General features: G+C 61.9%; 15 protein-coding genes. 6 read left to right on the top strand and 9 right to left on the bottom strand.

Annotated elements, in window-relative coordinates; translation table 11 throughout:
- Nucleotides 1-36: 36 nt before the first annotated feature.
- The 4 genes from FJ964_RS14250 to FJ964_RS14265 form a co-directional block, all read right to left on the bottom strand.
- A complete protein-coding gene (locus tag FJ964_RS14250; RefSeq protein WP_140550964.1) occupies nt 37-2505 on the bottom strand; it encodes a glycogen/starch/alpha-glucan phosphorylase in 2469 nt (822 codons plus the stop codon).
- 132 nt (nt 2506-2637) lie between these two features.
- On the bottom strand, nt 2638-3420 hold the full coding sequence (locus FJ964_RS14255; RefSeq protein ID WP_140550965.1) for an ATP-binding cassette domain-containing protein: 783 nt from the start codon (nt 3418-3420) through the stop codon (nt 2638-2640).
- A gap of 2 nt (nt 3421-3422) precedes the next feature.
- Nucleotides 3423-4484 carry an ABC transporter permease gene (locus FJ964_RS14260; RefSeq protein ID WP_140550966.1) on the bottom strand — a complete coding sequence of 354 codons (1062 nt, stop codon included), beginning with the start codon at nt 4482-4484 and terminating at the stop codon, nt 3423-3425.
- 156 nt (nt 4485-4640) lie between these two features.
- Nucleotides 4641-5657 (bottom strand): sugar ABC transporter substrate-binding protein, encoded by a 1017-nt coding sequence (locus tag FJ964_RS14265; protein WP_181165177.1) that lies wholly within the window; start codon nt 5655-5657, stop codon nt 4641-4643.
- Nucleotides 5658-5885: 228 nt separating this feature from the next.
- On the opposite strand from FJ964_RS14265, the gene FJ964_RS14270 reads away from it, so the two are divergent.
- The 4 genes from FJ964_RS14270 to FJ964_RS14285 all read left to right on the top strand — a co-directional run bounded on the left by FJ964_RS14270 (nt 5886) and on the right by FJ964_RS14285 (nt 10117).
- Nucleotides 5886-7112: an ROK family protein gene (locus FJ964_RS14270; protein ID WP_140550967.1), complete on the top strand. Its 1227-nt coding sequence runs from the start codon at nt 5886-5888 to the stop codon at nt 7110-7112.
- Nucleotides 7113-7559 (top strand): RbsD/FucU domain-containing protein, encoded by a 447-nt coding sequence (locus FJ964_RS14275; RefSeq protein ID WP_140550968.1) that lies wholly within the window; start codon nt 7113-7115, stop codon nt 7557-7559.
- A complete protein-coding gene (locus FJ964_RS14280; protein WP_140550969.1) occupies nt 7556-8479 on the top strand; it encodes a carbohydrate kinase in 924 nt (307 codons plus the stop codon). Before FJ964_RS14275 ends, FJ964_RS14280 begins: the two co-directional genes overlap by 4 nt.
- Before the next feature lie 495 nt (nt 8480-8974).
- Nucleotides 8975-10117 (top strand): DegT/DnrJ/EryC1/StrS aminotransferase family protein, encoded by a 1143-nt coding sequence (locus FJ964_RS14285; protein WP_140550970.1) that lies wholly within the window; start codon nt 8975-8977, stop codon nt 10115-10117.
- 10 nt (nt 10118-10127) lie between these two features.
- On the opposite strand, the gene cysQ is transcribed toward FJ964_RS14285, so the two are convergent.
- From cysQ to cysD, 3 genes are read right to left on the bottom strand one after another with little or no spacing between them, the layout of a single operon-like run.
- Complete coding sequence (gene cysQ, locus FJ964_RS14290; protein WP_181172468.1) at nt 10128-10919, bottom strand: 3'(2'),5'-bisphosphate nucleotidase CysQ; 792 nt, start codon at nt 10917-10919, stop codon at nt 10128-10130.
- 10 nt (nt 10920-10929) lie between these two features.
- Nucleotides 10930-12867: a sulfate adenylyltransferase subunit CysN gene (gene cysN / locus FJ964_RS14295; protein WP_181172469.1), complete on the bottom strand. Its 1938-nt coding sequence runs from the start codon at nt 12865-12867 to the stop codon at nt 10930-10932.
- A 2-nt stretch (nt 12868-12869) separates the two neighbouring features.
- Complete coding sequence (cysD, locus tag FJ964_RS14300; RefSeq protein WP_140550973.1) at nt 12870-13775, bottom strand: sulfate adenylyltransferase subunit CysD; 906 nt, start codon at nt 13773-13775, stop codon at nt 12870-12872.
- A gap of 481 nt (nt 13776-14256) precedes the next feature.
- On the opposite strand from cysD, the gene FJ964_RS14305 reads away from it, so the two are divergent.
- The gene (locus tag FJ964_RS14305; protein ID WP_140551301.1) at nt 14257-15534 is read left to right on the top strand and encodes an O-antigen ligase; all 1278 of its coding nucleotides are present in this window, start codon (nt 14257-14259) and stop codon (nt 15532-15534) included.
- A gap of 17 nt (nt 15535-15551) precedes the next feature.
- Nucleotides 15552-16484: an NAD-dependent epimerase/dehydratase family protein gene (locus tag FJ964_RS14310; RefSeq protein WP_140550974.1), complete on the top strand. Its 933-nt coding sequence runs from the start codon at nt 15552-15554 to the stop codon at nt 16482-16484.
- 2 nt (nt 16485-16486) lie between these two features.
- Here the strand turns inward: FJ964_RS14310 and FJ964_RS14315 are convergent, their stop codons facing one another.
- Nucleotides 16487-17026: a sugar transferase gene (locus FJ964_RS14315; RefSeq protein WP_140494844.1), complete on the bottom strand. Its 540-nt coding sequence runs from the start codon at nt 17024-17026 to the stop codon at nt 16487-16489.
- A 216-nt stretch (nt 17027-17242) separates the two neighbouring features.
- Nucleotides 17243-19225 (bottom strand): nucleoside-diphosphate sugar epimerase/dehydratase, encoded by a 1983-nt coding sequence (locus FJ964_RS14320; RefSeq protein ID WP_181172470.1) that lies wholly within the window; start codon nt 19223-19225, stop codon nt 17243-17245.
- Nucleotides 19226-19516: the final 291 nt, after the last annotated feature.

A 19516-nucleotide genomic window follows, 5' to 3' on the forward strand; every position in this document is an offset into this window, starting at 1 on the left:
CCAGGACCACATCGTTCGTCGCTTCATGCAATCACATCAGACAGGCACGTTCCAGATGTCTTTCGCGTATTGGCGGATCGTGCGATCGGAAGAGAACCAGCCGACGCGCGCGACGTTATGGATTGCCCTGGCGTACCAGTCCGGACTGTTGCGCCAGACGGCGTCGACGTCTCTCTGGCAAGCGGCATAGGCGTCGAAATCCGCCGCGACCATGAACCAGTCGCTGTCGTAGAGACCGTTGATGAGATCGCGGTAGCGGTTGGGATCATCAGGCGAAAAGACGCCCGATGAAACGGCCGCGAGCGCCTGCGACAGTTCGGAAGATGCCTCGATGACGGCACGCGGATCATAGCCATTGTTGCGGCGCTCGGCGACCTCCGCCGTGGTCAGGCCGAAGATGAAGATGTTGTCGTCGCCGACGCACTCCTTGATTTCGACATTGGCGCCGTCGAGCGTGCCGATGGTCAGCGCTCCGTTCAGCGCGAACTTCATGTTGCCGGTGCCCGAAGCCTCCATGCCGGCGGTCGAGATCTGCTCGGAAAGGTCGGCGGCCGGCATCATAATCTCGGCGAGGCTGACATTGTAGTTCGGCACGAACACCACCTTGAGCAAGCCGCGAACGGCCGGATCGCGGTTGATGACCCTGGCGACATCATTGGCCAGTTTGATGATCAGCTTGGCGTTGTGGTAGCTGGGCGCCGCCTTGCCGCCGAAGAATTTCACGCGCGGCATCCAGTCGCGCTCCGGATGCGAGCGGATCTGGTCGTAGAGCGCGACCGCCTCGAGGATGTTCAGGAGCTGGCGCTTGTATTCGTGGATGCGCTTGACCTGAATGTCGAACAGCGCCGAGGGATCGAGCCTGATACCGAGCCGCTCGGCGACGAGATTGGCCAACTTCACCTTATTCTGCCGCTTCACGCCGGCGAATTTTTCGCGGAAAGCAGTATCGTCGGCAAAGGCATCGAGCCCCTTGATGGCCTCGATGTCATCCAGGAAGCGGTCGCCGATCGCCTCGCGGGCGAGTGCGGTCAGACCTGGGTTGCACTGGATCAGCCAGCGCCGCGGTGTGATGCCGTTGGTCTTGTTGTTGATGCGGTCGGGATAGAGCGTGTGCAGGTCGGCGAATACCGTTTCCTTCATCAGCTCGGTATGCAGCGCCGAGACGCCGTTGATCGAATGCGAGCCGACGAAGGCGAGATTGCCCATGCGCACGCGGCGGTCGCCATTCTCCTGGATCAGCGAGATGCGGCTGATCTGCTCGCCGGAGAACTGGTTGGTGCCGCGCGCCTCGAGCAGCACCTGCGCATTGATGGCGTAGACGATCTGCATATGGCGCGGCAAAAGCCGCTCGAACAGCGGCACCGGCCAGCTCTCCAGCGCCTCCGGCAGCAGCGTGTGGTTGGTATAGCCGAAGGTGCGTTTGGTGGTGTTCCAGGCCTGGTCGAAATCCATGCCGTGGACGTCCATCAGAAGGCGCATCAGCTCCGGCACGGCGATCGCCGGGTGGGTGTCATTGAGGTGGATTGCCGCCTTGTCGGGCAGCGACTTCAGGTCGCCATATTGACTGAGATGCCGCTGCACGATGTCCTGCAGCGAAGCAGTGGAGAAAAAATATTCCTGCCGCAGCCTGAGTTCCTGCCCTGCCATGTGGGAATCGGCGGGATAGAGCACGCGCGACAGCGCGTCGGCCTTGTTGCTTTCGGCGAGTGCGCCGATGTGATCGCCAGCGTTGAACTTGTCGAGCAGGATCGGATCGACCGGCATGCCCGACCAAAGCCGCAGTGTGTTGACGCGATTCCCCCGCCAGCCGACGACGGGTGTGTCGTAGGCAACGGCCAGCACATGCTCGGTCGGCTTCCAGACATGGCGTTCCAGCCGGCCATCCCTGGTGGTGACCGATTCCACCGAGCCGCCGAACCCGACCTCGAACGACCGTTCGCGGCGCTCGAACTCCCAGGGATTGCCGTGATCGAGCCAGGTCTCGGGCAATTCTACCTGCCAGCCGTCATGGATCTCCTGGCGGAACATGCCGTTGGCGTAGCGGATACCGTAGCCATGCGCGGGAATATCGACGGTGGCCATGCTTTCCATGAAGCAGGCGGCGAGCCGGCCGAGGCCGCCATTGCCAAGTGCTGCATCCGGCTCAAGCGTGGCGATGAGGTCGAGTTCCACACCCAGCGACGACAACGCCTCGCGCATGTTCTCCATCAGGCCGAGATTGGAGAAGGCGTCACGCATCAGGCGGCCGATGAGGAACTCCAGCGAAAGGTAATAGACGCGCTTTTCCTGCTGGGCGTAGGCCTCTTTCGTCGCCTGCATCCAGCGATCGACGATGCGGTCGCGCACGACCTTGATCGAGGCGGTCAGCCAATCGTACTGGGTAGCGACGGTGGTGTCCTTGCCGACCCTGTATTTGAGGGCCATCAAGACTTCCCTTGCGAGGGTCTTGGGATCGGGATTTTCAAGCAGTGGCGGGAGGGGGTCGGATGTCATCGTGCGCGTCATGCTGCCTCTCGTGCGGTTGCCACGATCATACCGGCTTTCATCATTCATCCCAGCCCATGCTACCGCATTGCAGCAAACGTTCAATCGATTTAAGTCAGCCGGAGCCGACTTACCCAGCGGCAATTTGGCGGTTCAGGCCGCCAGCGCCGCCTCCGGCGGCGTCTTTGCACCGGTCATGAAGGCGACGGCATCGGACATTGTATGTTGTTTGGGATCGATGACGCACAGCCGACGACCCAGCCGATGGATGTGGATGCGGTCTGCCACTTCGAAGACATGCGGCATGTTGTGCGAGATCAGCACGATCGGCAGACCGCGCTTCTTCACGTCGAGGATGAGTTCCAGCACGCGGCGGCTTTCCTTGACGCCAAGTGCTGCCGTCGGCTCGTCCATGATGACCATCTTGGAGCCGAAAGCGGCGGCGCGCGCCACTGCCACGCCCTGGCGCTGGCCGCCCGATAGCGTCTCTACCGCCTGGCTGATGTTCTGGATGGTCATCAGGCCGAGTTCAGTCAGCTTGTCGCGGGCGCGCTTTTCCATCGCCGGACGGTCGAGCATGCGAAGCCATTGGCCGACAAAGCCGGGCTTGCGGATCTCACGGCCGAGAAACATGTTGTCGGCGATCGACAGCGCCGGCGACAGCGCCAGGTTCTGATAAACGGTTTCAATGCCAGCTTCACGTGCTTCGATGGGCGACCTGAACAGCACCTGCTTGCCGTCGAGCTCGATCGTTCCCTCATCGGGAACGACGGCGCCCGAGATCGCTTTGATCAGCGTCGACTTGCCAGCGCCATTGTCGCCGATCACGGCGAGGATCTCGCCGGGATAGAGATCGAAGTCGCAATTATTGAGCGCTGTGACACGACCATAGCGCTTGACCAGGCCGCGGGCGGTGAGAATGGGCTGTTGAGTCATGGCTACACCGAAACCTTTCTGATCCACTGGTCGATCGCGACGGCGCCGATGATCAGCACGCCGGTGAGCAACACCTTCCATTGCGGGTCGGCGCCCAGCATGTTGAGGCCCATCGAGACGACGCCGACGATCATGGCGCCGAACAGCGTGCCCAGGATCGAACCGCGGCCGCCGAACAGGGAAATGCCGCCGATAACGGTCGCGGTGATGGCCTGCAGATTATAGTCGGTGACGGCTGCGGACGGCGAGATCGAGCCGTTGCGCCCGATCGATACCCAGGCTGCAAAAGCCGCGATCAGGCCAGCGAGCGTGTAGACCGCGATCAGCACTTTCTTGGTCTGGATGCCCGACAGCTTGGCTGCTTCGGGATCGTCGCCGACGGCATAGACATGGCGGCCCCAGGCCGTGTGGTTGAGCACGTACCAGAGGAGCAGAACAAGCAGGACCATGGCGATGACGCCGGCGGTCAGCACCGCCGAGCCGACCTTGAAGCTCAAGGCGAACAAATGAAGCAGCGGCGCCTGGACGTCTACGTCGGTGTCGCGGATCGTCTCATTGGCCGAATAGATGAAGTTCGTCGCCATGACGATGTTCCAGGTGCCGAGCGTCACGATGAAGGGCGGCAGCTTCATGTTGGCGACCAGCAGTCCGTTGACCAGTCCGCAAGCCGCGCCGGCAGCAAGACCGATCGCCACGGCGAGCACGGTCGGCAGGCCGTAGCTGACGGCGCAATTGCCCATGATCACGGCTGAAATCACCATGATGACACCAATCGACAGGTCGATGCCGGCGGTGAGGATGACCAGGGTCTGGGCGGCACCCAGAATGCCGACGATTGCGATCTGCTGCAGGATCAGCGTCAGCGTGTAGGACGAGAAGAAACGCCCGCCAATGGTGAGGCCGAACACGATGATCGCCAGGACCAGAACGATCAGCGGCACCGCGGCCGGCGTCGAATGCAGAAAATGCTGGATGCGTCTGACCGCCGATTTATGCTCGTCAAACGCGGCAACGCTCGTGTCGCTGCCCGAGAGAACCTTCTCGAATTCCTGAGCTTGAGACATGTTTCCTCCCCGTAGGGTATCAGCCACGCGGCGACACCCGTCCACGCCTTTCCGGTCTCCTGCCGGGATTGTTCGCGGTCACGCGACAATCGTCCACCCGAAGCGGCCGGGGATCAAGTCCGGCCGCTTCGTTTTTCGTTACCAGTCAGACCGGCATCAGCCCCAGCACTTGGCGAGGCCTTCCTTGGTGTCGATGGACTTCACGCCATTGGCCGGCTTGTCGGTCACCAGGTTGACGCCAGTGTCGAAGAAGTTCTTGCCTTCGGTCGGCTTCGGCTTGGTGCCGTCCTTGGCGAAGTTGGCGATGGCCTCGATGCCGAGCGCCGCCATCTGTAGCGGATATTGCTGCGATGTCGCGCCGATGACGCCTTCGGCCACCGACTTCACGCCGGGGCAGCCGCCATCGACGGAGACGATCAGTACCTGGCTTTCCAGGCCGACGGCCTTGAGCGCCTGATAGGCGCCGACCGCGGCCGGCTCGTTGATGGTGTGGATGACGTTGATGGTGTTATCCTTCTGCAGAAGGTTCTCCATCGCCTTACGGCCGCCCTCCTCATTGCCGTTGGTGACGTCATGGCCCACGATGCGCGCGTCATCCTCGTCGCCGATCTTGTTGGGATCCTTCACGTCGATGCCGTAGCCCATCATGAAGCCCTGGTCGCGCAGCACGTCCACCGTCGGCTGCGAGGGGGTCAGGTCGAGGAAGCCGATCTTGGCGTCCTTGGCCTTGTCGCCGAGCGTCGCGGCGGCCCAGGCGCCGATCAGCTTGCCGGCCTCCAAATTGTCGGTGGCAAAGGTCGCGTCGGCGGCGTCGATCGGATCGAGCGGCGTGTCGAGCGCGATCACCAGCAGGCCGGCATCACGCGCCTTCTTCACCGTCGGCACGATGCCTTTGGTGTCCGACGCGGTGATCAGGATGCCCTTGGCGCCGTCAGCGATGCAGCTCTCGATCGCCGCGACCTGGCTTTCGCTGTCGCCGTCGATCTTGCCGGCATAAGTCTTGAGGTCGACACCAAGCTCCTTGGCCTTGGCGGTCGCACCCTCCTTCATCTTGACGAAGAAGGGATTGGTGTCGGTCTTGGTGATCAGGCAGGCGCCGACACCGGCCGCGGATGCGGACGAGGCGAATGCCATCAGGCCCAGAGCAGCCGCCGCGAAAACGGTGGACTTCAACAGTTTTGTATTGGTCACGATTTCCTCCCAGTGGAACATTTCAGATGCCGGCCAACCGGCACCCCTCCGGCATCCAAGCAACCTCTCCCGGTACGGATGCCTGCCTCAAATGACACCAGACCGATCTCCCTGTCAATAATTAAATCACTCTTATTTATTATTGACAGCCTTGCGCCGTTCGCACATTCTGCCCCAAAAGCATTGAGGGGAAAGACGGGAGGAAACAGGGTGGAGACGGCCATTGCCAGGCATGGTTCGCCCGAGGCGAATGAGAGCCTTATTCACCGCGGCACCAACCAGAGCGGCATGCGGGACCACAATGAGCGGTTGGTGCTGTCGCTGGTGCGCCAGCATGGCAGCCTGGCGAAGTCCGACATCGCTCGCATGACCGGACTGTCGGCGCAAACCGTCTCCGTCATCATGCGCGAGCTGGAGGAGGAAAGCCTGCTGCTGCGGCAGGCGCCGCTGCGCGGCAAGATCGGCCAGCCCTCCATCCCCATGGCGCTCAATCCTGAAGGTGCCTTCTTCATCGGCCTGAAGATCGGCCGCCGCAGCGCCGAACTCGTGCTGATCGATTTCCTCGGCAATGTGCGTTCGATGCTGCAGCATTCCTACCGCTACCCTGCCCCGCGCGAGACGGTGGACTTCGTCACATCAGGCATGAAGAAGATGCGTGGCGAGCTTTCGCCCGCGCAGGACAAGCGCATAGCGGGGCTCGGCATCGCCATGCCGTTTGAGCTCTGGAACTGGGCCGATACCGCCGGCGCGCCGCGCGACGTCATGGACGAATGGCGCCATCGCGATATCCGCGCGGAGATCCAGGCGCGATGCGATTTTCCGGTCTATCTGCAGAACGACGCCACTTCGGCCTGCGGCGCGGAGCTGGTCTTCGGCCAGGCAGGCGCCCCGCGTGATTTCGTCTATTTCTATATCGGCGCCTTTGCCGGCGGCGGCATCGTCCTCAACGGACGACTCTTTGGCGGTCCGACCGGCAACGCCGGCGCGCTGGGCTCCATGCCGGTGCCCGGACCGGAGGGAAAGCCGACCCAACTGATCGACGTGGCCTCGATCGCCATGCTCGAAAAAGCGCTCAATGCGCGTGGCGTCGAGGCGTCGCATCTGTGGACGTCGCCCGAGGACTGGGGCGAGATCGGCGCCGAGCTCGGCGACTGGATCACAAACGCCTCGCGGGCGCTCGCCTATGCGATCGTCGCGGCGTCGTCCGTCATCGACTTCGAGGCGGCGGTGATCGACGGCTGGATGCCGAAAGAGGTGCGCCGCAGGCTGGTCGACGCCGTCATCGCAACCATCGACACGATCGATGCCGAGGGATTGAAACTGCCAAACGTCCGCGAAGGCACCGTCGGCATTCACGCGCGCGCTCTCGGCGGCGCCAGCCTGCCACTATCCGAGCGCTTCCTGATCGGTTCGACCACGATTTCCAGGAGCATCTGAATGCTGATCGGAATTCCGGCGCTGCTCGGTCCGGAGCTTCTGGCGATCCTGCGTGGGATGGGGCATGGCGACGAAATCGCCCTGGTCGATGGAAACTACCCGGCCGAAGAGCAGGCAAGGCGGCTGGTGCGGGCCGACGGCCATCATCTCATGCCGGTGCTGGACGCCATATTGAGCGTGCTGCCCGTCGATGACGTCGTGCCGGAGGCGCTGTTTCGCGCCTCGGCCAAGGGCGACCCTTCGCTCGCCGATCCCGTGCATCATGAAATTGAAGTGCTGTGTGCAAAACGCGCGCCCGGGCGCAAGGTGGTTGCGCTGGCCGGTGCCGACTTCTATGCACGCGTCAGGGCCGCGCACGCCATCGTCGCGACCAGCGAACCCAGGCTCCACGCCAACATCATCATCCGCAAGGGTGTGATCCATCCGCCGGAGACGACAAGACGATGATCCTTTGCTGCGGCGAGGCCCTGATCGATATGCTGCCGCGCACGACGACGGAGGGAGAACGGGCCTTCGCACCCTATGTCGGCGGTGCGGTGTTCAACACCGCCATTGCGCTCGGTCGGCTGGGCGCTCCTGCCAGCTTCTTCTCGGGCCTGTCGTCGGACCTGTTCGGCGGCCAGCTCCGCGAAGCGCTCGGGGCGAGCAAAGTCAGTTCCACCTATGCGCACACTTCGCCCCGGCCCACGACCCTCGCCTTCGTGCGGCTGAACGATGGCCAGGCAACCTACACTTTTTACGATGAGAACACCGCCGGGCGCATGCTGACCGTCGAGGATCTGCCGCAACTCGGTCCGGAGATCGAGGCCATGCTGTTCGGCGCCATCAGCCTTATTTCGGACCCGGCGGGCGCCGCCTACGAGGAATTGATGAAGCGCGAGCATGGTCGTCGCGTCATGATGCTCGACCCCAACATCCGGCCGAACTTCATCCCGGACAAGGCGAAGCATCTGAAGCGTATTCGCGAGATGATGGCGATGGCCGATATCGTAAAACTCTCGGATGAAGATCTTCACTGGTTCGACGAAGCCGGCTCGCACGAGGATGTCGTGCGCAACTGGCTCGACCGCGGCCCCAAGCTGATCGTCGTGACCCATGGCGCCGAAGGCGCCGTCGGTTACACCAGGGATCACATGGTCAGCGTGACGCCGCAAAAAGTCGAGGTGGTCGATACGGTCGGCGCCGGCGATACGTTCAATGCCGGCATCCTCGCCTCCCTGCACGAACAAGGCCTGCTGACGAAGACGGCAATCTCCGGGCTATCGCAGGACGCTATCCGCAAGGCGCTGGTGCTTGGTGCCAAGGCAGCAGCGGTAACCGTGGCGCGGGCCGGCGCCAATCCGCCCTGGCGGCATGAGATCGCCTGAGCAGCGCTCCAGGGCAACGACTCCGAATTAACGGGTTCCCTGGAACTTCCCGGCGCGCTGTTGATGAAGTGGTAAAGAAAAACCCGCCTGTGCGGCGGGTCCCTGGCGCAACTCAGCACCATAGGCAAATATGTAGCATAGTTGCCTTCACCCCGTCAAGAAAAAATTCCTATCCTCGGATAGCTGCGGCACAGCGGACTTGCCCTTCTCAGGCCTTGGCTGACCCAGGTTCGGGCCTCGGTAAAGGCCCAACATGGATTGAGCCGGTCGATCACTTTATGTTTCGCAGGGTCGACTCTGGGGTTATAAACTCGTAATTGCGCCCGACGAAGCCCGGATTTCCGGCGTCTGGCTGACCAGCACTGGGAAATCCGGTAACAGACCGCCATGACCGGGCAATTTGTCGCTCCGCGCGCCCGGCTTTCTCGGCAGGCGCAACTCTGATACCAGCGGGCCGAGGTTAGACCGCCTGGTTAAAAATCGTTTGAGGACGACATGCAGTTCATCGATCTTGGCGCACAGCGCGAACGAATCCGCGACCGGCTGAAGGCCGCGATCGACCATGTCGTTGAGGACGGCCGCTATATCCTCGGTCCCCAGGTAGCCGAATTCGAGAAAAAGCTCGCCGCCTATGTCGGCGTCAAGCATGTCGTGGCCTGCGCCAACGGCACCGACGCACTGCTTTTGCCGCTGTTCGCCGCCGGGATCGGCCCGGGCGATGCCGTGTTCGTTCCGAGCTTCACTTTTGCCGCCACGGCGGAAGTGGTAGCGCTGGCCAAGGCCGAGCCGGTGTTCGTCGACGTCGATCCCAACACCTACAACATCGATATCGCCAGCCTCGAGGCGGCGATCACGATGATCAAGAACGAAGGCCGGCTGAAGCCCAGGGCGATCATTCCGGTCGACCTCTTCGGCCTTGCCGCCGACTACGATGCCATCATGGCGATCGCCGATCGGGAGGGCCTGATGGTGATCGAGGATGCCGCCCAGTCGATGGGCGGTTCGGCGGACGGCAAGATGTGCGGGTCGTTCGGCACGGTCGGCTCGACCAGTTTCTATCCAGCGAAGCCGCTCGGCTGCTACGGCGACGGTGGAGCGATGTTCACCAACGACGATGCCTTGGCCGACAAGCTGCGCTCCTTCGCCTTCCACGGCAAGGGCGAGACGCAATATGACAACATCCGGGTCGGCATCAATTCACGGCTCGACACGCTGCAGGCCGCGATCCTGATCGAAAAGCTCGCCATTCTCGAGGATGAGATGGTTGCCCGGCAAACGGTGGCGAACCGTTATGCGGAAGGGCTTGGCGATGTCGTCACGGCAGCCCGCAACCTGGATGGCAGCCGCTCGGCCTGGGCGCAATACGCCATCGAGACGCCCAAGCGCGACGGGCTGAAGGCTCATCTCGGCGAAAAAGGCATTCCGTCGGTCATCTACTATGTGAAGCCGCTGCACGAGCAGATCGCCTATCGCGACTATCCGAGAACGCCGACCGGCCTTGCCGTATCCGAGCAATTGCCGAAGCGCATCCTGTGCCTGCCGATGCACCCCTATCTCAGCGAAGCCGATCAGGACCGGATCATCGAGACAATCCGCAACTATGTCGGATCGAACTCGGCGCAGGCCGCGGCCGAGTAACCAGCCGGCTTCAGGCGGGGCTTGCCCCTGCCCTGCCGCTGGCGATGAAATGCGGATTGGCGAAATCCGCATCGCCGCCCTGGTTTCGCTTGCCATACATCAAGGGCTGTCCGTCCAGCGTGCGCGTGATGCCACCGGCGGCGCGCAGCACGGCATCGCCGGCTGCGGTATCCCACTCCATGGTACGACCGAAACGCGGATAAATGTCCGCTTCGCCACCGGCGACCAGACAGAATTTCAGCGACGAGCCGACAGAGACGATCTCAGCGACGCCTAGGTCGCGAATATAGGCTTCGGTTTCGGGCGTGTTGTGGGAGCGGCTCGCAACCACAGCCAGCGGCGTCGCAGACGCTCTCACAGAAATCGGCCGGCGAGAAGCGATGCGGTAGTCGCCATCTATTTCGAGGCATTCCGCCCTCCCCGGCAGCCCGGAAAAGAAGCGCCCCGTGCAGGGCGCGAAGACGACGCCGACCTCCGGCACGCCATGACGGACAAGCGCGATGTTGACGGTGAAATCGGTGCGGCGATTGACGAATTCCTTGGTGCCGTCCAGCGGATCGATCAGGAAGAAAGCCCCGTCCAGGTCCGGCGGCACGACGCCGGCGGATGCTTCCTCCTCGGCCACGCAGGGAATGTCGGGAAAGGCGGCACGCAATCCGGCCAGAATGATCTTCTCGCTCTCGCGGTCCGCCTCGGTCACCGGCGAGGAATCTGATTTCTGGTCGACCGCGCAGCCGGCGTGGAACACACGCATGACCTCGCGGCCGGCCGCCAAAGCGAGCCCCTCGAAAATTTCGAGCATCGACCTGTCGTCAGATGCCGCCGCCATTGTCGTATTGGTCTTCGGCAATGTCACGCTCGTTCAGCCAGTGTTCCAGGGCATCTACCATCTCCTCGGCCGATTTGCCGAGTGTCTTCAGATGGATTTCCGGTTTTTCCGGCGCTTCGTAAGGCGAGTCGACACCGGTGAAGTTCTTGATCTCGCCATTGAGCGCGCGGGCGTAGAGGCCTTTCGGGTCACGCCTGGCGCATTCCTCGAACGGCGTGTCGACGAACACTTCGACGAACTCGCCTTCGGCCATCAATTCGCGGGCCATGCGCCGCTCGGCGCTGAAGGGCGAAATGAAGGAAACGATGACGATCAGCCCTGCATCGGCCATGAGGCGGGCCACTTCGGCGACACGGCGGATGTTTTCGACGCGGTCGGCGTCGGTAAAGCCGAGATCGCGGTTGAGGCCGTGGCGGACGTTGTCACCATCGAGAATGTAGGTATGGCGCCCGGAGGCGAACAGCTTCTTCTCGAACAGGTTGGCGATGGTCGATTTGCCCGAGCCCGACAGCCCGGTGAACCAGAACACGGCGGGCCGCTGGTTCTTGATGTCGGCACGTACCCGCTTGCCGACATCGAGCGATTGCCAATGGATGTTCTCGGCACGGCGCAGCGAATGCAGGATCATGCCGGCGCCGACCGTAGCGTTGCTGATGCGGTCGATCAGGATGAACGCGCCGGTGGTACGGTTCTCGGCGAAGGTGTCGAAAGCGATCGGCGTGCGCGTCGAGATGTTGCAGATGCCCACCTCGTTCATCTCGAGCGACTTGGCAGCTTCACGGGCAAAATCATTGACATTGACCCGGTATTTCAGATCGGTGACGGTGGCGCTGGTCTGGTCGGTCTCGGTGCGCAGGATATAGGAGCGGCCCGGCAGCAGCGCATGTTCGTCGAACCAGACGATGTTGGCGGCGAACTGGTCGGCGACCTGCGGGCGTGCGGCAGGCGCCACCAGCATGTTGCCCCTGGAAATCTCCACCTCGTCATCGAGGACAAGCGTGATGGCCTGGCCGGCAACCGCCTGGACAAGGTCGCCACCCTGCGCGACGATGCGCCTGACGCGGGAGGATTTGCCAGACTTGGCGACGACGACCTCGTCGCCTTGCGAGATCGCGCCCGAGGCGATCGTTCCGGCGAAGCCGCGAAAATCGAGATTGGGACGGTTGACGTACTGCACCGGAAAACGGAACGGCAACTCGGCCGCGGCCTCGTCGACCGAAACGGTTTCGAGATGTTCGATCAGCGTCGGGCCGGAATACCATTCCATCCTGTCGGAGCGGCCGGTGACGTTGTCGCCGTAGCGCGCCGACATCGGGATCGGCACGATGGTCTCAAAGCCGAGATCGCGCGAAAACTGCTGATAGTCCTGCGTGATCCGGTCGAAGACCGCCTGATCGAAATCGACGAGATCGATCTTGTTGACGGCCAGCACGATATGGCGGATGCCGAGCAGCGAGGCGATGATCGAGTGGCGCCTGGTCTGGCGCAGCACGCCTTGGCGCGCATCGATCAGCACGATCGCCAGGTCGGCGGTGGAGGCGCCGGTGGCCATGTTGCGCGTGTACTGCTCGTGGCCGGGCGTGTCGGCGACAATGAATTTGCGCTTTGGCGTGGCGAAGAAGCGATAGGCGACGTCGATTGTGATGCCTTGCTCGCGCTCCGCTTCGAGGCCGTCGACCAGCAGCGCGAAATCGATGTCGTCGCCGGTCGTGCCATGCTTGCGCGAATCGCGTTCGAGCGCGGCGAGCTGGTCCTCGAAAATCTGCTTGGTGTCGGACAGCAGGCGGCCGATCAGCGTCGACTTGCCATCGTCGACGGAGCCGCAGGTGAGGAAGCGCAGCAGCGACTTCTTCTCCTGCGCCGCCAGATAGTCGCGGACGCCGTCGGTAGGTGCGAGGCTCTTTGCCATGATGTGGCGCATGGTCAGAAATACCCCTCGCGCTTCTTCTTTTCCATCGAGCCGGCTTCGTCCCGGTCGATCAGGCGGCCCTGCCGTTCGGAGGTGCGCGCGGTCAGCATCTCGCCGACGATGGCCTCGAGCGTGTCGGCTTCCGATTCGATGGCGCCGGTCAGCGGGTAGCAGCCGAGCGTGCGGAAGCGCACCAGCCGGTTCTCGACCGTCTCACCGGGGCGCAATTTCATGCGATCGTCGTCCTTGAGGATGAGCATGCCATCGCGTTCGACGACCGGCCGCTGCTTGGCGAAATAGAGCGGCACGATCGGGATGTTCTCCTGCAGGATGTACTGCCAGATGTCGAGCTCGGTCCAGTTGGACAGCGGAAAGACGCGGATCGATTCACCCGTGGCGATGCGGGTGTTGAAGATCTTCCACATTTCGGGGCGCTGGTTCTTCGGATCCCAGACATGCTGGGCGTTGCGGAAGGAAAAGATGCGCTCCTTGGCGCGCGATTTTTCCTCGTCGCGGCGAGCGCCGCCAAAGGCGGCATCGAAACCATATTTGTCGAGCGCCTGGCGCAGCGCCACTGTCTTCATCACATGGGTGTGCGTGTTCGAGCCATGATCGAAGGGATTGATGTTGTCGCGCACGCCATCCTGGTTGACGTGAACCAGGAGATCGAAGCCGAGTTTTTGCGCCATCTGATCGCGAAAGGCGATCATCTCGCGAAATTTCCAGGTTGTGTCGACATGAAGGAACGGAAAGGGCGGCTTGGCGGGATAGAACGCCTTCATCGCCAGGTGCATCAGCACGGACGAGTCCTTGCCTACGGAATAGAGCATGACCGGCTTGGCGAAGGCGGCCGCGACTTCACGGAATATGTGGATTGACTCGGCCTCAAGCCGCTGCAGGTGCGTAAGCGCTGTTGTCATGGCCTGTCTAGCGTTCTCTCGTGCCTTCCGACAGAAGACCTGGCATCAAATCATCGAGCTTCGCGCCCGGTTCAAGCTTGCTTCTGGACAATGTTATTCTTGCGGGCGTTCTAGCAGATCGCCGCTGCCCAGAACAATGCAAGACGCGCCCGGCAAGGAGTGGTTCGGGAATGAATTTTCCATCCATGCGTCAAAATCCGGAAATTCCTGCTTGTCACGCCGGCGGCTGAGAAAATGCGGGGGAAAAAATTGCTTGATGAAAAGCACGCAGTCTCGCCGCGCCCAATCCGATCGTCTGTCAGCGGCTGCCGATTTTCGGTGGCAATCGGCCCTGATGCACTTTCAGGAAAAGACCCAAGCCGCTATACCGGCCACTGAAAGCGGGCAGATGCACGATGCGACACGGGCAATTTCGGCAGGGCTATGTTCGCCGCCGTCAGACAATCCGCCGTGTGAAGCGTCCGAGAATGGTGAGCCGCCCTTGAGCCAGCTTTCATCGATAAGGCAGCAATTCTCGCCCTCGCGGATCAATATCTATTTTTCCATCGCTTGCTTCTTTTTTCCACCGGTCCTGGGGTCGGCGGTGAGCTTCGTGTTCAACGGCGGCGGCCTGTGGTCGGTTCTTTTGATCGCCTCGAAAAAGAGGCGCTTCAACATCGACCGAGCGATGATGGCGCTCACGGTCGCGATCTATGCCTATTGCGCGGCAAATCTCCTGGCTTCGCTCGCCAACAACGCAATCGTCAGGGATGCGCCGCATCTCATTCCGCTCGTCACCTTCCTGTTTTTCCCCCTCTCCTATTCAACCTGGAGCATTACGCAGAAAACAACCCTTGTCCGGATCATCATCCTCAGCAGCATGGCCGCCTGTTTCGTCGCGCTGCTGTTGGCAATCATCCAGCAATATTGGATCGGGATGAGGGCGGAGGGCGGAGCGGGAAATGCGATCGTGTTCGCCACGGTCGTCTGCCTTGCAGTGATGGCCTGCGTGGCCGGTGCCCTGTCGGGCATCGAAAGACACAGGAGTGCGCTGATCTGCGCAGCGCTCGGCGGAACGATCGCCATCATCTATTCCGGCACGCGCATCATCTGGCTGGCGCTGCTGATTTCCGGCATTGCCGTGCTGTTGATCAACCAGCATTGGCTGAAAGGGAAGAATGCCGTTCGTCTGCTGCTTCTGCTGGCGGCGATTGGCGTCGCGGTCGCCGCTATCGGCTTCCATACGATATCCGACAGATTCGATTTTCTGCGCTCTGATTGGGACGCGCTTGGGGCGCACGGCAATTCCGACACCTCGCTTGGAATACGTGTTGCCCTTTGGGACATCGGCCTGAAGGCATTCCGCGACATGCCCTTGTTCGGACATGGAGTGGGTGCCAGTCGGCCTTTGATCAACCAAGGTTTTCAAGACCTGTTCGCGAAGTCGCAGGGCTACAACCATTTCCACAACGGTTTTCTGACCGCATTGGTGCAGGCGGGCATCCTGGGCGCCGTGACTTTGGCGGCGATCTTTGCCGTCGCCGCCAGAAACGCCGCCCTGGTTCTGCGCAACAGCGCCGACCCGATCGAGCGCTTTGGCGCCACCATGGTCGTCGTCCTGGTGATCACCTATCTGACGGCCGGAATGACGGGCATCCTGATCGGCCAAGACATCCTGGACTCGGTGTTCATGGTCTTCCTGGTGTCCGGGACCTATCTTGCGTCGGGCCGCCAGGCCCCGTTGCCGGAAGAGATGCCACATCCGCCAGTCACGCAATAACGGCTCCGGGCAAGGCGATGAAGGTCTTGGTCACAGGCGCATCGGGCTTCATCGGACGTCTCGTCGTGCAAAGGCTTCGCGAGGCAGGCGTGGAGGTTCGCCTCGCCTCGCGCTATCCTGAAAGGCTCGGTTCGGGCAGCGACATCGTCGCCTTGCCGCGTTTCGATGCGCCGGCCGAGGCCTTTCTTGCCGTTACCCGTGATGTCACGGACGTCGTTCATTGCGCCGGCCTGAACAATGATCACGGCGGGGCCACCGAAGCCGACTACCGAGCCGCCAACGCGGAGTTGAGCGCGCGACTGGCGCATGCGGCTGCCATGCAGGCAAGCGGACGCTTCATCCAACTGTCATCGGTCCGGGCCGTGATCGGCGCCCGCGTCAGTGCAACGATCGACGAGCATGCGGTCCCCGATCCGCAATGCGCCTACGGGCGCTCGAAACGCGAGGGCGAGATCAGGGTCCTGGACGCCTATGCATCGCACGGCCGCGCCGACGCCGCCGTGCTGCGCCTGCCTGCCGCCTACGCAAGCGGCATGAAAGGCAATCTGGCGATGCTGCTACGCCTGGCCGATACGAGCCTGCCGCTGCCGACGGGTATTCTGACGGGAACCCGCTCGCTGGTGTCGGCCGACGCAGCGGCGCAAGCCGTGCGGCATTTGTTGGCTCATCCGGGGCCGCTTAGCCCTGCCTATATAGCCAGCGACGTGTCCCCGGTGTCGATGGCAGCCGTCGTAAGCGCCTTCCGTAAGGGACTTGGGCGGCCGGTGCGCCTGACTGCCGTACCGGCCAGCCTGATGCGGATGGCCGCGGTGGCGCTAGGCAAGCGGGCGTTTTGGGAGAGCATGACGGCGACACAGATATGCGACCCTTCCCTGCTCATCTCGCAGGGCTGGCTGCCGGAAACCGCGACGCTTGATCGTCTAAGCGAAATCGCGGCGCGCAGCAGGTAAGCTCAACCTGGATAAATCGTCGCGAGCAGGATGCGAAGATCAAGGCCGATCGACGCGACCTTGAGATAGTCGGCATCGGTTTCGGCCAATAGGGCCGGGTCCGACATGTCGATGCCCTTGACCTGAGCCAGGCCGGTGATGCCGGGAAGCGCCGATGAAACGCCCAGCCGTCGGCGGCACTCGATCAGCTCGGTTTGCGTCGGCAGACAGGGACGCGGTCCGACCAAGCTCATCTCGCCCTTCAGAACATTCCAGAACTGCGGCAGTTCATCGAGCTTGAACTTCCGCAGGGTCTTTCCGGCCGGCGTCACGGCATTCGCGGGCGCCTCGTGCGAAGGCAAGGATGGCGTGCCGACATACATCGTGCGCAATTTGTGACAGCGAAAGAGCACGCCATCGCGGCCAACCCGCGTTTGAGAAAAGATGGCCGGACCGGGCGATGATATACGAACAGCCAGGACGGCGAGCGCCAGGACGGGCGACGTGACCAGGAGCAGCAGCGCCGCGCCGGCAAGATCGAAGATTTGCTTGGCTGTCTTCATGAACCGCAGATAGTGCTCGTTGCCAAAACCAAAGACGAAAATACGAATCCGCTCGACGTAGCATGAGGCTATCGCTCGACCAAGCTCGCCCCTCGCCTGCTCAGATGCGCCCGCAGAGGAATGCCAGCCAGCGCCCGGGGTCCCGAAGGTCAGCCGATAAATGCGCCCTTGCGCAGGCTGCTCAAGCGCCGAAGAAGGCCAGGGTCTTTTGAAGCATCAGTTCGCCTGCCCGGCCGCTTTCGGGATCACGGCCTCAGGCACGTCCCCTCTTGCCTTCTTGGTATGGTCAAGACCCGCAAGCACAGCGAGCGAGGATGCCTTGTCCTGGCTCTTCACGGATTGCTGCAGGGCCGCAAGCGCCGCCTGGACATCGGACCATTCCGCGACATCGGTGCTCAGGCCAAAAATCTTGGAAATGCCGAGTTCGACCAGCTCCTCATCCTCACCATGCAACGTTTCATGGAGTTTTTCACCCGGCCGGATTCCGGTGAAGCGAATGGGGATGTCCGTGTATGGGCTTTTTCCGGACATGCGGATCATCGTCTCGGCAACTTCGAGGATCGGCACCGGTTTGCCCATGTCGAGCATGTAGACGGCGTAGTCGTCGCCGGCTTGCCGCGAGGCGGCATCGGCCGCCGACATGATGACGAGGTCGACGGCTTCGGCCACGGTCATGAAATAGCGCGTCATGCGCCGGTCGGTTATGGTGACCGGGCCTCCGGCCTCGATCTGCGCCTGGAATATGGTTGCGACCGAGCCATTGCTGCCAAAGACATTGCCGAACCGAACGGCTATGAACTTGGTGGCGGGGCGCCGTGCGCCGGGCTCGCCGGCGGGCGTTTCATGCAAGGCGCTGACGATCTGTTCGGCCGCCCGCTTCGTCAGGCCCAGCACGGATGTCGGATCCACGGCCTTGTCGCTCGACACAAGCACGAATTGCTTGACGCCGCATTTGGCGGCAACCTCGGCGCAGACAAGCGTTCCGAAGACATTGGTCTGGATGGCCGAATCCCAGTTTTCCTCGAGCAAAGGCACATGCTTCAGTGCCGCGGCGTGGAAAACGATGTCCGGCTTGAACTCGGTGACGACACGCGTCATCTGGCGCCGGTCGGCGACATCGACAATGCGGACCTTGAGGCGGTCGTGGTCCTTCTCTTCGACATATTGGCTCAACTGGAAAATGCCGAACTCGGAATTGTCGGCAACCAGCACCGCCTCCGCGCCCAGTTCCAGTGACCTCTTGACCAGGGTGCGGCCGATGGAACCGGCGCCGCCGGTGACCAGGACGCGCTTGCCGCCAACGAAGGCCCCGATGCGTTCGATGTCGGACGGAACCGTGGGGCGGCGCAGGATCGTTTCCATCTCGACCTCGTCGAGAACGAGCTTTCCTTCCTGACCAAGCTGCGAAAGCCCTGAGAACTGCACCACCGCTATGTCGCCTTGCCGGGCAACACGGACGAGCTCCGAATACTCTTCGATCTCATGCTCGGCGCCGCTGCCGAAAATCAGCAGGTCCAGGCTTGTCGTGCCCTTGGCGTATTCTTCCAGCACCTCGATCAGGCGGGGGCGGGTGGCCACGACGGGAACGCCCTGGATCCGAGTGCCCTGCGGAACACCGTGCTCAATCGCCATAATCCCTGCAATTGAATACTCTACAGGCTGCGTCGTGCGCGTGAAACGGATGATTACGTCGGCCTCGCTCAGCCTGCCGACAAACACCGCTCGCTTGGTCGAAGCCTTGCCGCGACTCAGAATGCGCCAGCTCGCGCCGTCGCGAAAGAACCGGTAGAAAATCCGGGGCGCCGAGATGATAGTGAAAGAAACCAGGAAGAAGACGATGAACTGGCGCTCATTGAGGCCCGCCACCGGCTGAAAGGAACGAACAAAAAGCGAAACACAGTAAAGGGCGATGGTCAGTATCGCGCAGCCCTTCAGGATGTTGAAGAAATCCGGCGTCGAGGCGAACCGCCACACAGTATTGTATAGGCCGCAATATCTGAATAACAGATGACTAAGAATAATGATGCTTGCCCAGCAAGCGAAACCCGCTGGAGAGAACGCTTCGAACGACAGCCTCGACTGCGATAAAGTCAGGCTAAGCGCCACCGCCACCAAAACCATGGCGATGTCTTGAATCATGATGATGGCGCGACGCATTGTGGGCCGGAGTCCGGGTACAGCTTCTACATAGGATGTCATCGGACGGTACTGAACTCCAGGCGCGAAGACTTCAATACTAAAGTGGCTCTAGAGCGAATACCATCCGTCACCAGCGGCTTCTTTTTAGTACCAAATCTTCGGCCCCCGCCGCCTGTATCGCATAGCGTGGACTTGAAATCATCGCCAGAGATTTTTTCATAGGTCGGCGGGTGAAGAGGAAGTCCGTTTGATCAAGATCTTGCACATCAACCCCAAAGAGCCCTGGAAGCCGGCAGCAACTCAGGATAGAGAGAAGGCTGGTCGGAGGGACCGTTTCGATCCTTTCACTCT

This window comes from Mesorhizobium sp. B2-3-2 (assembly GCF_006442295.1).
In the GTDB taxonomy this organism is placed as follows: Bacteria; Pseudomonadota; Alphaproteobacteria; order Rhizobiales; family Rhizobiaceae; genus Mesorhizobium.